The following is a 14,811-nucleotide window of genomic DNA, read 5'->3' as shown; positions in this document are numbered from 1 at the left end:
GGTCGGTGGCTACGGGAGGGCTGCCACTGAACCTGACCTCCCGCCCACGGTGCAGAACCAACCGTCTACGGCTTGAGCCACTCCGGCTCCGGGAGGCGGGTGCGATCGAGCCGGCCGTTGTCGTCCAGCGGGAGTTCCTCGATCGGGATCAGGTCCGCCGGCACCAGGTAGATCGGCAGCTCCTTGCCCAGGTCAAGCATCAGCCGCGCGAGGACGGCGGGATCGCTGTCCTCCAGTACGACGTACCCGATCAGGCAGGTGTCGCCGCCCGGGTTCGCCTGGGCCACCACGACCGCGTCGACCACACCGGGCTGATCGGCGAGCACGTGCTCGGTCTCGCCCGGCTCGACCCGGTGGCCGCGGATCTTCACCTGGTCGTCGGCGCGGCCCAGGTACTCGAGCGTGCCGTCGGCCCGCCAGCGACCGAGGTCCCGGCTGCGGTACAGCCGCGCACCCGGGTGGCCTGGATCGGGCACGAACGCGTCCTCGGTCTCCTCCGGCCGCCCGACGTAGCCCTGCGCGACCGCCGCGCCGCCGAGGTGGATCTCCCCGACCGCACCGACCGGTACCGGCCGCAGCGCCGCGTCCAGGAGGCGGACGACGACACCCTCGATCGGGCGCCCGATCGACGGCCGGTCCTCGGCCGGGTCGACCTCGTTGATCGTGGTCACGATCGACGCCTCGGCCGGCCCGTACTCGTTGAACAGCCGGCAGTCCGGATGCGCGTCGAGGAAGTCGCGGACCTTGTGCGTCAGCACCATCGCCTCGCCGCCCGCGACGATCTCCCGCAGGGCCGGCAGCTCGGGCAGCCGGCGCATCGTCGCCAGCAGCGCGGTCAGCGGGCTGAACGCCATGAACAACCGCTCGACGCCGTGATCGCGCAGCGCCGCGACGACCGCGTCGGGGTCGTACCGGTCGTCCTCGCCGATCAGCACGAGCGCCGCACCCGAGGCCAGCGTCGTGAACATCTCCTGCACGTGAACGTCGAAGCCGAACGACGTCCACTGCAACGTCCGCAGCGACCGCCGGGTCCGCAGGTAGTGCCGGACCAGGTTGACCGGACCGCGGTGCGGGACGACGACGCCCTTCGGGTTCCCGGTCGAGCCGGACGTGTAGATGCAGTAGGCGACGTCATCGGCAGCGGCCCGGACCGGCGGCGCCTGCCGCGCTCGCGGGTCGCCGTCCACAGCCGCCACCGGGACGAGCCGCAGTCCCAGGCGGTCCGCGAGTGCCGCGTCGTCGCCGACCAGTGCGACCGCCTTCGCGTCCTGCACCATGAACGCCCAGCGGGACTCCGGTACGCCGGGATCCAGCGGCAGGTACGCCGCACCCGACTTGAGCACCGCGAGGACCGCGACGACCATTTCGGTGCCTCGGGCAACGCGTACGGCGACGAGCTGGCCGGGCTTCACGCCGAGATCCACGAGCTGCCAGGCAACCGTGTTCGAGCGGCGATCCAGCTCGGCGTACGTCAGCTCACGACCGCCCTGGACCAGCGCGATCGCGTCCGGCGTCCGGGCGACCTGCCGCTCGAACAGGGTGTGCAGTCCGCTGAGCTCGCCGGCCACGACCGCGTCGCGTCGTACCCGGCCGATCGGGCCGCCCGGGGCGACGTCCGCCTCCAGCTCGCGCAGCGCCTTCAGGTCTGCCTCGATCGGGCCGACCAGCTCCGGGATCCGCAGCGCCGGCCGGGTCGTTGCCCTATGCAACACTTCGGCCAGGTAGGCGAGCAGGCGCTCGATCGTCGCCTGCTCGAACAGCCCGGACCGGTAGTCCGCCCGACAGGTGATGCCGGCGCCGTGGTGGGTCAGCCGGAACCGCAGGTCGACGGTCGACGGCAGCTCGTCGTCGCCGTCCTCGAAGTCGACGAGGATCTGGAAGAGCGGGTCGCGTTCGAGTACGGCGGGATCGGTGCCGGCGTGATCGAACGCGCCGGCGGTGATGTCGCGGATCCGCTGTGCCAGCTCGCCGAGGTCGGGCTCGCCGGACAGGTCGATCCGCAGCGGAAGCGCGCGACGGGCCGCCGTCGAGGTGTCGCCCTTCGGGCGGGTCGGCGCGGAACCGATCGTCACGTCGTCCTGCGCCGCGAACCGGCCGAGGACGGCGGCAACCGCGGCGAGCATCGTCATCACGGGGCTGAGCTTGCGCTCCCGGCTGTACGCGAACACCGCGTCGCCGAGCTCCTCCTCCAGCTCCTGCTTGACCGAGGCAACGGTGTCCTCGCCGGCGGCACGGACGTGATCCGCGGGGAGGACCAACGGTTCGGCGCCGGCCAGCACCTGGTGCCAGTACGCGAGATCCGCGCGCCGGCCGTCGGCGGTCGCCTGCCGTTCCGCCGTACTGCGGGCCGCTTCCGCCGCGTCCTCGTCGACCCAGGGCTCGGCGGCCTCGTCGGTCAGCGGTATGTCGCGCACCGGCAACTCGGTTGCGGATTCCTCGATCTTCTCGGCTGCTTGCTCTGCGTCCGGTTGGTCGCCCAGGAGGGCCAGCTGCTCGCGCATGAGTTGGGTGACTCCGTCGACCAACTGGCCGGCGACACGGAGCTGCTGGGACATCAGCGCGGCCATCCCGCTCCCCGGCAACTCGGCCTCGCTGGTCGCCGCCGCGGCCTCGTCCACTTTCGCCGCAAGCTCGGCCAGCCCCGATCCCAGCACAGCCAATGCTGCCCGCGGATCCGGCCTGCTCGCCGGCTCAACGGACTCCTCGCGCGCGTCGCCTTCGACGTCCGATTCAGCCACCGTCGCCACGTCTGCCCCGACGGCCTGCGTCGACTCGGCTGTCTCCGCTTCCTCGGCCGACTCCGCCTCGGCCGCAGGCTCGGCCTCGGCTGTCTGGACCGCCACCGCGGTCGCCAGCTTGTGCGGGGTCGTGTAGGTCAGGAACAGATCGTCCGGCGCCAGCTCCGCCTCGAAGCGGCTGTTGATCTCGTCGATCACCGGAGCCATCTTCGCCGGCGTCGCACCCAGCTCGGCGAACGTGTGGTCCACGGTTAGGTCGTACGGATCGAGGTTGAGCTGCTCGCAGGTCAGGTCGAGCACGACGTCCAGCGAGTCCCGGTATCGCTCGGCAGAGACCTCGTCACCCGGCAGCGACCCGGCCTGCGCGAGGTAGTCCGCGTCGATCGAGTGCGTCTCGGCCGGCAACGCGAACGGCGACCGCTCGGTCTCCTCGACCACGGCCGGCTCGGGTTCGACCGGCTGCATCGGCGGGTCCAGCGGGATCCGTTTCACCGCCGCGTTCGACGGCGGCTCGAACACCGGCGACTGGGCCCGCGCGGCCCGCTCGAACGCGTTCGCCCGCGCCGCGGCCGCATTGTTGTCCCCGGCAACCGCCGTGCCGGGTCCGACCACGACCGTCACCGACGGGTCGACCGGGTGGTGCACCCGACGGAACGGGTACGTCGGCAACGGCACCCGCCCGCCGTCCGGGTAGACCTTCGCCCAGGCGATCTCGGTGCCCTGCTCGTACAGCTCGGCCAGCCCGTTCATCGTTGCGAGCACCGGGTCCTGGCCGAGGCGCTGCGCCGGGATCCACGTGCTGTTCGGGGCGATCCGGCGACCGGCGGGACTCAGGACCGCGTCCGGCCCGAGCTCCAGGAACCGCCGGCACCCGGCGGCCGTCACCGCCTCGACCGCGTCGCCGAACAGCACCGGTTGCCGCAACTGCCCGACCAGGTAGTCACCGTCGAGCACCGTCCCGGACTCGAGCAGATCACCCGACCAGCTCGACACCATCGGCGTCCGCAGCGGCTTCAGCGTGATCTCGCCGACGATCTCGGCAAAGTCGGCCAGTATTGGGTCGACCAACGAACTGTGGAACGCCCGGTCCACGTCCAGCCGCTGCCACGCGACCTCCAGCCGGTCCAGCTGCGCCGCGAGCTGCCCGACGATCACCTCGGACCCGGTCAGCACGAAGGACTGCGGACCGTTGCCTGCAGCAACCTCAACGCCGACGGTCCGGGCGATCTCGCGGACCCGGTCAGCGTCCGCACGGACCGAGACCATTGCCCCGGGCACCGTTCCGCGCTGCATGAGCTCGCCACGTTTCGCGGTGAGCCGGACGCCGTCCGGTAGCGACAACGCCCCGGCGACACACAGCGCGGCGTACTCCCCCACGCTGTGCCCGACGACAAGCGCGGGCTGCACACCGAACGACTGCCAAAGCCGCGCAAGTGCGAGCTCGAACGCGAACAGGGCCGGCTGCGCGGTCTCGGTCGGCCACACGCCTTCCGCAGTACCGGCCGCTGGGGTCAGCAGGAGCTCGAGCAGGCTGCCGCCGGTCTCCTCGTGGTACACGCGGTCGCACTCGTCCAGCACCGACCGGAAGACCGGGAAGCGCGCGGCGAGACCGGCGGCCATGCCACGACGGGCGGCGCCCTGTCCGGTGAAGGCGTAGCCCAGCGGGCCGGGTCCACCACGCGGTACTTCGGTTGCCTGCGCGGACCCGAGCGCCTCGACAAGCTCGGCCTCCGTGCCGCCCGCGACCGCGATCCGGTGCCGATGCGCCGGTCGGCCGAGTGCCGCCGTACCGGCCAGATCGATGAGGCGGTGGCCGGTGCCGTGGTCGAGGTCAGTGCGGTACAGCTCGACGAGGTCGGCCAGGGCGTCCGGGTCGGGCGCGGACAGCGGGAGTACGACGGGGCCGTCGTCGCCGCGGCGGATCTGCCGGGGCGCCTCCTCCAGGATCACGTGCGCATTGGTGCCGCCGGCATCGATCGCGCTGACGCCCGCGCGGAGCGTCGTACCGCCGGCTCGATCGGGCGCCGTCCACTCGCGCGCCTCGGTGCCGATCACAAACGGGCTGCCGTCGAGGGCCAGGGCCGGGTTCGGCGCGGTGTAGTTGATCGTCGGGACCAGCATCCGGTGCTGCAGCATCAGGATGGTCTTGATCAGGCCGGCCATCCCCGCGGCGCTGTCCAGGTGGCCGATGTTCGGCTTCACCGAGCCGATCGTGCAGAACCCGACCTTGTCGGTGTGCCTTCGCAGCGCGGTCGTCAGCGAGCGCACCTCGGCCGCGTCGGCGGTCGCGCTGCCGATCCCGTTCGCCTCGATGTAGCTGAGCGAGTCCGCCTCGAACCCGGCCCGCTCGAGCGCGCGCTCGATCAACTCGACCTGGTTCCCCGACGGGGCGTCCTCGTTGCTGACCGCAGTACCGCGGATCACGGCGTACACCGTGTCGCCGTCGGCGAGGGCCTGGTCGAGGCGCTTCAGCAGTACGGCGGCGACCCCGTTGCCGCCCACGGTGCCGTCGGCGTCCGCGGCGAAGGCCCGGACATGACCGCTCGGCGAAAGGATCGACTCCGGCGTCGGGTGATAACTCGTTGCCTGAGGCACCTGTACGGCGGCGGCGCCGGCGAGCGCGAGATCCGCGTCACCCGACCGCAACGCCTGACAGGCCAGATGTACGGCGACCAGCGAGGACGACCACGCCGACTGCACACCGATCGCCGGGCCGGTAAGACCCAGACGGTACGCCACGCGGGTAGCGAGCGAATCCCGCGACTGGTGCTGACGGTGGTACAGATTCATGCCCGAGCCCGCGAAGACGCCGACCCGGCTCGACGTACCGGCGTACCCGCCATGCTCCAACGCCTGATGACAAACCTCGAGGAACAACCGCTGAGCCGGATCCATCAACTCCGCCTCGCGGTCACTCAACCCGAAGAACTTCGCATCGAACGACTCAACGTGCTCCAGCACCCCACTGACCGCCACCGCACCGTCAGCCGACTGCCCAACCTCCTCCGGCGAGAACCGCCGAACACTCTCCACACCCGACAGCAAGTTCTCCCAGAACTGCTCAACCCCCTCAGCCCCTGGGAACCGCCCAGCCACCCCCACAACAGCCACCGGCTCAACCATGGCCTCCGCAGCACGAGCCGCAGCACCAGCCTCCGCAGCACCAGCGGGCGCGGTAGTTCCCGCAGCCTCCAGCGCGTCAGTGGCCACCGCAGCCGCACCCTCCGAAGCCGCAGCAACCTCAGCCAGCCCAGCCAGCCCAGCCATCGGGCCGACTACCTGAGCCTCAGCGGATCCTGACTCCTCCGACTCACCGACGCCAGACTCCGTCGACTCTGCCGCTTCAAGCTCAGCCTCGCCAACGTCTGCGGCATCGGCATCCGCGTCGGCACCATCGACATCCGCCCCGCTAGCATCCGCGGCATCGGCCTGCGCAGCATCGGCATTCGCATCGACTTCCGCTGCACCAGCTTCGACGGGATCGGCTTCTGCTGCATCGGCTTCTGCTGCGTCGGTGGACTCGTCAGCAGACAAGTCCTCGTCGACTTCGGCAGCGTCCGCACCCTGATTGCCCGACTCAAGATCGTCAGCCCCGGCCTCAGCCGCCTCGTCACCTGAACCCGCCGCAGCCTCAGCCGACGCGGCCGCAGACTCGTGGACCTCGCCTGCGCCGGCGCTAGCTTCCTCAACCTCAGCGTCGTCGGCTTCCTCCGACTCGCCCGCGCGCGCTTCCCCGGACTCGGCCGCGCCAGCTTCTCCGGACTCGTCGGCGTCAGCTTCCGCACCCTGAGCGTCGCCAACTTCCTCCGACTCGTCCGCGCGGGCTTCCGCAGACTCGTCAGCGTCCGCGTTCCCGGACTCGTCAGTGTCCGCTTCCTCGGACTCGCTGGCGCCCACCTCGTCCAACTCGTTGGCGACAATCCCCCCGGACCCCGCGGACTCGGTCGCCTCGGCCTCCGCACCGTCGGCTCCGTCAACGGCGGTCGGTGCACCCGGCTCGAGCTCGGCATCGGTGTCCAGCTGATGGTCAGCGGGTTCGTCGGCAGCCTGCTCGGCGTCAACGGCATCAACATCCGCAGCCGCCGTACCCGACTCGACATCGCCTACGTCGGACTCGTCATCCGAAGACCGCTCGTACTCGCTGCCGGCTTCATCAGCTTCTACCTCAGCGCCAGCCTGCTCTCCTGCGGCGTCCTCGCGCTCAGCCTGCTCCTGCGACTCGATGGGAGCTGGAGCTGCCTGCGCGGTGTTGGTGGATTCTTCGTCGGCGGCGTCGTCGGCAACAACAGGTACGGCGATGGGGTGTGTCTCGGCAGCTGGTGCTTCGGGGTCTTGGACTGCGCCTGGCGTGCCTTCAACCGCAGCTGTACTCGCGTCTGGCGAGGTCTCCTCGACCGCAGGCTCGTCCTCAAGCGTGGGTACTACAGGCGTCTCGGATCCAGCCGCCTCGGCTGTCACCTCAGCCGTGGCCGCAGCTTCCGCGTCGGCACCGGACTCTGCGTCCGGGTCCAACTCAGCTGCAGGTACCTCGAGCGCATCGGACGCAGTTGGTGCAGGCGTGGCGGACTCGTGAGCCTCCTCGGTCAGCTCTGCCGCAGGTACTGCGGTGGCACTGGACTCCCGCTCTTCTGCTGTCGCCGCCTCGGTCTGCTCCGGTTCCAACTCAACCCCGGTCGCAGGTACTGCGCTCGCACCGGAGTCGGTCGCTCCAGGTGCGGCGGACTCAGCAGTCAGCTCAGCCTCGGGTACTGCGCTGTCACCTGGCGCTTCTGCAGTCGCCGGCTCGGTGTGCGCTGGGTCCACCTCGGCCGCATCTGCTGCATCCGCAAGCGCTGCGGACTCGGCAGGCTCGGTAGCCGGCTCAGAGTCGGCCGCAGGTACTTCGCTGGCATCGGGCGCTGCTGCCGCCGACTCTTCCTGCGCCGGGTCGGAGGCGAACCCGGAGGTGAGCGGTACGTCTGGCTCCGACGTTGCAGGCTCGGAGGCGTCGGCAGAGTCGGACGCGGCGGGGCCGGACACCGTCTGCTCGGCAGCGGAGGCCGGGTCAGTCGGCGTGGACTCGGATGCGGCGGCATCCGAAGCTAGCGAGGGCGCAGACTCGCTCGGCACAGGCTCGGTTGACACTAGGTTGGACGCTGACGTGGACGCAGCCTCCGGCACCGCAGAGTCCTCTGGAGTCGCGGAGGTTGCGGGCTCGGACAGCGCAGGGGCCGGGGGTGGTGGGGTGGGGGTGCCTAGGGTGGGGCGTTGGGGTGGGGTGGGGATGGATTGCTGTAGTTCGCGTTTCCAGGCCAGGCGGACCACCGGGAGTTCGGTGGTGCGTTCTGACGGGTCCTCGTCGGCGTACGGCGTGGTTTCCGGAGTTGCGGACGGGCCTTGGCCGGTGGGGCCGGAGTTGGGGGTGGCGCCGGCTGGTTCTACGTGGGGGGCGGCGGGGGGCTGGAGGAGGGTGCCGTCGATCCAGCGCTGCTTGAGCAGTGGGCGGAGGATCTTGCCGCCGGGGGTGGTGGGGAAGTCGCGGCGCGGTACGCCGACGACCTGGGCGGGGAGGCCGAGGCGGGTCTGGATCAGGCTGCGGATGGCCTGGTCCATGCCGGGGACGGAGTCGGCGGTGAGCGCGTAGAAGACGACCAGGCGGTCGGTCCCGCTCTCCTCGTCCGCGACACCGCAGGCGGCGACCAGGCCGTGTTCGGCGCCGACGACCGTGGTGGCGACGGACTCGATGTCGTGGGCGTAGTGCAGCTTGCCGGACATGATGATGCGTTCGCTGTCCCGGCCGGTGATGACGACCTGCCCGCCGGTGATGAACCCCTGGTCGCCGGTCGCGAGCCATTTCCGGGCCGGCCAGTTCCCGACCGGGAACGCGGTCCGATCGGCTTCCAGGTTGCCCAGGTACCCCGGTGTCACGCGCGCCGACGCGACCTGCAGCTGACCGATCCGGCCTTCAGGCAGTACCGCGCCGTTCGGTGCCACGATGCGCACCGTCGTACCGGGCGCCGGCGCTCCGACCGACACCAGCGAGAGCACGCCGGGTGCATCGGTCCGCGGCTTACCCGGCCGCGCGACGGCGACCTTGCCGGACGACGGCCGCTGGTCGACCCACTCGACCACGCCGGTCGGTGGGATCCGGACGCGGTGCACGTTCGGCGTCAGGCCGGGGCGCGCGAACGTGATCCCGGTGACCGTCTCGGTCATCCCCCACGCCGCGACGAACGTCTCCGGTACGACGCCGAACCGGTTCGTCACCCGCAGGAACTCCGACATCACCGGCACGGTGATCTGCTCTCCACCGCTGACCAGACTGCGCAGCGCGGACAGGTCCCAATGCCGGTCCGGCTCCCCAGCCACCGCGGCAGTGGCGAGCCGGTACCCGAAGTTCGGCGACCACGAGTGGTTGACCCGGTGCTGGTCCATCAGATCGAGCCAGCGCAGCGGGTTGGCCAGCACCCAGTCCGTGTTCACGTGGATGTTCGTGCACCCGGTGAACACGGGCAGCAGGTGGTACAGCAGGAACGCGCCGCTGCGGTCCAGCGGCAGCCAGTTCAGCGTTGTCTGTCCCGGTCGCACCGGCAGCATCGCCGGCGTACCGGCGGCGAACTCGACCAGGCCGCGATGCGTCAGCTGCACGATCTTCGGCGTACCGGTCGATCCCGAGGACAGCATCAGTACGGCGACGTCGTCCGCGGCCGGGCGGTGGAAGTCCGAGGTCGGCTCGTGGCCCGCCATCGCGTCGGGGTCGAGGACCGGCAGACCGAGGTCGTTCGGCAGGTCGGACGGGCGGCCGATCAGGACCGTCCAGCCGAGCAGGTCGGTGATCTTGCGGAGTCGCTCGCGGCCTTCCTCGGTCCGGTCGCCGCCAGGGTTCGGCGCGACCAGCAGCGGCCGGATGCCGCCGAGCGTGCAGGCCCAGAACGCAGCGAAGAAACCGACCGGTTCGGTGCAGTGCACGACCGCGGGATCACCCGCGCGGACGCCGTTCGCGCGCAGGCCGGCGAGGATCCGGGCGGCGAGCTCGAGCAGCGTCGGGAAGTCGAGCTTGGTCTCCCGGCCGTCCGCACCGATCTCGACCACGCCGGCGCCGCTGAAGTCGCGCGCGGCCCGCAGCAGCGCACTCGGCAGGTCGCGTGGGTACCCCGCGGGAATCATCAATGCCGGCCCGGTGGAGATCGCCGGCCGGTCAGCACCACTTCTCACGCCGATGCCACCACCAGCTGCAGCACGGGAGGCTCGGACGCGGGGACGACGGGACGCCGGCATGCGTCGGCTACGAGCGTAGAGACGCCGACCAGTTGGCGACCCACGGACACGCGCCTCCCGAACTGGACGGAGCGGGTTCAGGGCAGACCCGCCTCACTTCACACCGAAAGCAGCCCCGTATTCCACCGGCCGGAACGATGCCGTGACCGGGCGCACCCGGTAGGTCATCGCGTCGACCGACAGCCGTGAACCCTACCAGCCGCGACCCGCCCTGGAGGAGCCCGTTCTCACCAGCCGATGGTTAAGAATTGTGCGACTCACGACACCGATCACAACGAGTGTCGGCGCGTTCCGATACGGCCCGCCGCCACAAACCTGACGACAGGTCGCGCGTACGGCGGGAACATGGGCGGATGAGCGACCCGGGCCCTGAGGTCCGCACGACTACCGGACTCGTTCGGGGTCGCAGCGAGAACGGACTGGCCGTCTTCCGCGGCATCCCGTTCGCCCGTCCGCCGGTGGGCGAACTGCGCTTCGCGGCGCCGCAGCCGGCCGAGGCGTGGGCCGGCGTACGCGAGGCTATGTCGTTCGGACCGCCGCCACCGCAGTCGCTGATCTTCGGGCCGCCCTCGAACCCGGTCAGCGGCGACGACTGGCTGACTGTCAACGTCTGGTCGCCGCACCTCAGGTCAGCGCTTCCGGTGATGGTGTGGATCTACGGCGGCGGCTACGCGTTCGGCCAGTCCGGTGATCCGTCGTACGACGGCATGCGGCTGGCTGCCGACGGTGACGTCGTCGTGGTCACGTTCAACCACCGCCTCGGCATCGACGGCTTTGGGCAAGTGGAAGGCGCTCCGGCGAACCGCGGTCTGCTCGACCAGATCGCCGCGCTGGAGTGGGTGCGCGCGAACATTGCTGCGTTCGGCGGCGACCCAGCGCACGTCACTGTGTTCGGGCAGTCGGCCGGAGCGGGTTCGATCGCAGCGCTCCTCGCGATGCCTCGCGCGGCCGGCCTGTTCCGCAGGGCCATCACGCAGAGTGCACCCGGCACGTTCTTCTCGCCGCCGCTGGCCGGCGACATCATGGCCGCGATCGCAGACCTGCTGGATCTCGCACCGACTGTCGACGAACTGCGCAAGGTCGCGATCGCGGAGCTGGTCGAAGCCTCGGACACCGTGGCCACCGCGATGCAGCCAGAGATCGCTCGATGGGGCGCGGCGGCGTACATGGGAATCCCGTTGGCGCCGGTCGTCGATGGCGACGTCCTGCCTCGGACGCCGTTCGAGGCACTGGCTGACGGAGCAGGCCGCGATGTCGAGCTGATCGCGGGTCACACGCGCGACGAGTACCGCCTGCTCCTCGCGGCTGATGGTCGTCTCGGCAACCTCACCGACGAGGACGCCGCGACTGCGCTACGGATGCTCGCTCCGGTCGGCTACCGCGAGGCCTACCCGGACGCGAGCGCGGAACGGCTGTACGAACTGGTCCACTCCGACTGGCTCTTCCGGATGCCAAGCCATCGCCTGGCCGAAGCCCAGGTCACCGGCGGAGGCCGCGCGTACGCCTACGATCTGACTTGGCCGGACACCGGCCTCGGCGCGTGCCACGGCCTCGACGTACCACTCGTGTTCGGCACCACGCCCCTACTCGGCTTCCTCGTCGAGCCCGAGCAACTCCGCGACGCCGATCAGGTGTCACACCTGCTCAGAACAGCCTGGATCGCTTTCGCCCACACTGGCGACCCCGGCTGGCCGAAGTACGACGAGACACACCGGCTGGTCGCGTCCTTGAGCACCGAACTGACCGTCACGCCCTACCCCGAGGAAACCTCACGCGACCTCTGGGCGAGTCACTCCTTCGCGCCGCTGCCCTTGCTGGACACCTAGCCCGCCTGCACCGACGTGTCAGGGCGGTGGCGGTCTGGTGTCAGGGCTCTTGGCGATCGTGGTTCTCAACAGGCACTGAACCACGAGCGAGGAGTACGAATATGCAAACGCCCAGCGAGCAGCAGGATCGGCCGGAACTGCAGAAGGCGGCCCAGGAGTTTGTCGACGCCGGTTTCGGTGGTCTGGAACTGCGTGTGCACGACGAGCACGGCGAGTGGGTCGGCACCGCCGGGATCCGTGAGCTCGGCAGCGCGGAGAAGCCGCCGGTGGACGGGCAGGGCCGGGTCGGCAGCATCACCAAGACGTTCGTCTCGACCGTCGTGCTGCAATTGGTGGCCGAGGGCAAGCTCGAGCTGGACGGCCCGGTCGCACCGCACCTCGCCCGGTTCGAGCTGGATCCGCGGATCACGGTGCGGATGCTGCTCAACCACACGAGCGGGCTGTTCAACTACACGGGCGAGTACTTCCCGGACGGAACCGTCGTACCGGGCCTCCCGGCGACCGGCAAGGACTGGGCGGAGAACCGGCTGCGGGGCTACGCACCCGAAGAGCTGGTCGAGTTCGCGCTGGCCAAGCCGGCGCGGTTCGAGCCGGGCACCGAGTGGAGCTACGCCAACACCAACTACACGATCGCCGCGCTGCTGATCGAGGCCGTCACCGGCCGCTCGTTCACCGCGGAGCTGGAGACGCGGATCCTCAAGCCGCTCGAGCTGACCGGCACCCTGGAGCCGGGTGACCGGACCGACTTTCCCGGGCCTCACTCGCACGGCTACTTCCGGTACCAGGACGGCGACGACTGGAAGCTCGTCGACGTCACCGAGCAGAATCCCTCGCTGCTGTTCGCCGCCGGGAGCATGCTCTCGACCACCAGGGACCTGCAGGTGTTCATGTCCGCACTGCAGAGCGGGAAGCTACTGCCCGCTGAACTCCTGGCCGAGATGCGGGCGCCGGAGCCGAAGAGCGGTCCGCTCAACTACGGTCTGGGCCTGTTCGCGCAGGACACTGGCTCAGAGACCATCTACCACCACAACGGCAGCGCACCCGGCGGGTACGGCGCCCTGATGTTCAGCAGCGCAGACGGCAGCAAAACCCTGACCGCCCTCATCACGATGGGCGACGCCGACGTCGACCTACTGCAGATCTTCCCGCCGGCCCTCGACCGCCTGGTGAAGACGGTCTTCTGACCAAGATATGTGGGCGAAGAGGGGATCGAATCGTTCCTTGACGCCGAGCAGGGCTCGATCCTGCTCAGTGGGTGACCCCGAACGATCTTGGGTCACCTGGTTGCCCACGTACATTGCCCGGCCGGGTGGCATGGATGGTGACCACGATCCGGATCCGGGCTGGTGGGGTACCTCGCGCCCTCGGTTCCTGATCCGGCCTGGGCGGTCCGATGCCCGGCAGCATCCGTCCGGCGCTGCCGGGGCGGTGTCGTCCGTCGCCTGATCTCGTGTCCGAGGGCGCGTCTGCCGATCGCGATGGCGGCTGCCTCGTGCCGGGTCGTCGTGTGAGTCGAGCTGCTCGTAGGTTGCTGCCAGTGTTCGGCGCCGGCTGGTTCGAACCCGTTCCGCGCCGATCTTCATGCAAGACATTAGAACATATCTTCATATATTCACGGACGTCGCACGATGGTGCGCCGTGAAGTCGGGTACGGCCGGTGAGGTGATATCGTGATTGTCTGCTCAGGTGAGCAAACATCCCCGGTGCTTGTGTGCCGGGGCTTCGTTTGCCTGGCGGCACGGGCTGTTAGCTCAGTTGGTTAGAGCACCTCGTTTACACCGAGGGGGTCGGGGGTTCGAGTCCCTCACAGCCCACCGAATCGCGGTCGCGCTACCGGTCTGCTCCGATGGTCATGACCGCCTTGCCGCGGAACTGGCACCCGCTCGGCCCAGCCTTCCCAGTCCAGGTAGCAGGCCACCCGCGAGCCCTCCATCGGCCCGCTCCCGTCAGCCGCAGTCCGGACTGCCCGGACGGGTCGGTGATGAATCCGCGCATGCTCTACCCAGGGTTCGCAGTGAGACTGGCCAACGCCACCGCGTAGTCGTCGGGGTTGCGGGGCTCGGGGATCGGGGACACCACGGACCAGCGGATGGTGCCGGTGCGGTCGACGACGAAGGTGCCGCGGAGGGCGCAGCCGCGGTCTTCGTCGAAGACGCCGTACGACGTCGCGATCGCGCCGTGGGGCCAGAAGTCGGTGAGCAGGCTGAAGCCGAGTTGCTGCGTGTCGGCGTACGCACGAAGAGTGAACATCGGGTCGCACGAGACGGCCAGGAACTCCGCGGCCGCCAGGAGCTCCGGGCGGTCGCGGAGTTCGGCCAGTTCGCTCGTGCAGACCTGACTGAAGGCATACGGATAGAAGACCAGTACGACGTCCCGCCGGCCGCTGAAGTCGCTCAGCCGGACCTGTTCGCCGTACTGGTTCCGAGTGCTGAAATCGGGGGCCCGGCTGCCTGCAGCCGGGATCGTCACCCGCGGCGGCCGGACTTCGGAACCACCAGCTTGGTCGCGGACCAGTCGTCGGTCACGCTCAGGGTGCTGGTCGTGGCCAGGCCCGCTACCGGGGCGGCCTCGGCGATGTCGCTGGTCTCGACGTACCCGTCGCGACCGACCTTCGGCGTCAGCAGCCAGACGACCCCACCGGCCTTCAGGTCGGTCAGGATGTCGAAGAAGGCGTCGACCAGGTCACCGTCGTCCTCGCGGAACCAGAGCAGGACGACGTCGACGACCTCGTCGGTGTCCTCGTCGACGAAGGCTTCGCCGGTGATTTCGCGGATGGCATCGCGGAACTCGTCGTCGCAATCCTCGTCGTACCCGATCTCCTGGACGACCCAGCCGGCCTCCAGGCCGAGCCGGGAGGCCATGTTCGGCACTCCGCTCTTGCCGTCCGCGTGGTCCGCGGTCGCGCTCACGTGTCCTCCTCCGTGGTCCCCGCTTGCCCGGGGGTAGGTGTCAGTACCACTCAGTTGGCGATAGTCCATCGTGACGTACCG

General features: G+C 69.9%; 5 protein-coding genes and 1 tRNA gene. 3 read left to right on the top strand and 3 right to left on the bottom strand.

Going from position 1 to position 14,811, the window contains the following annotated elements; genetic code table 11:
• Positions 1-65: 65 nt before the first annotated feature.
• Entirely contained in the window at positions 66-9,932 is a 9,867-nt protein-coding gene (locus OHA18_RS28960) for a non-ribosomal peptide synthetase/type I polyketide synthase (protein ID WP_328998477.1), read from the bottom strand.
• A gap of 416 nt (positions 9,933-10,348) precedes the next feature.
• On the opposite strand from OHA18_RS28960, the gene OHA18_RS28955 reads away from it, so the two are divergent.
• From OHA18_RS28955 to OHA18_RS28945, 3 genes are all read left to right on the top strand, one after another.
• Positions 10,349-11,821: a carboxylesterase/lipase family protein gene (locus OHA18_RS28955; protein ID WP_328998476.1), complete on the top strand. Its 1,473-nt coding sequence runs from the start codon at positions 10,349-10,351 to the stop codon at positions 11,819-11,821.
• A gap of 101 nt (positions 11,822-11,922) precedes the next feature.
• Positions 11,923-13,005 carry a serine hydrolase domain-containing protein gene (locus tag OHA18_RS28950; protein WP_328998475.1) on the top strand — a complete coding sequence of 361 codons (1,083 nt, stop codon included), beginning with the start codon at positions 11,923-11,925 and terminating at the stop codon, positions 13,003-13,005.
• A 556-nt stretch (positions 13,006-13,561) separates the two neighbouring features.
• A tRNA-Val gene (locus OHA18_RS28945) sits at positions 13,562-13,635 on the top strand.
• Positions 13,636-13,819: 184 nt separating this feature from the next.
• Here OHA18_RS28945 and OHA18_RS28940 read toward each other — a convergent pair.
• Together OHA18_RS28940 and OHA18_RS28935 are read right to left on the bottom strand one after the other, a co-directional pair.
• On the bottom strand, positions 13,820-14,290 hold the full coding sequence (locus OHA18_RS28940; RefSeq protein WP_328998474.1) for a peroxiredoxin: 471 nt from the start codon (positions 14,288-14,290) through the stop codon (positions 13,820-13,822).
• Positions 14,287-14,730, bottom strand: a complete 444-nt coding sequence (locus tag OHA18_RS28935; RefSeq protein WP_328998473.1) for a DUF3052 domain-containing protein — start codon at positions 14,728-14,730, stop codon at positions 14,287-14,289. The genes OHA18_RS28940 and OHA18_RS28935 overlap by 4 nt, the downstream gene beginning before the upstream one ends.
• Positions 14,731-14,811 lie beyond the last annotated feature (81 nt).

Origin of the sequence: Kribbella sp. NBC_00709, assembly GCF_036226565.1 — a bacterium.
Classification (GTDB): Bacteria; Actinomycetota; Actinomycetes; order Propionibacteriales; family Kribbellaceae; genus Kribbella.
The sequence above is the reverse complement of the archived record's forward strand: the minus strand, read 5'-3'. Positions and strand labels throughout refer to the sequence as shown.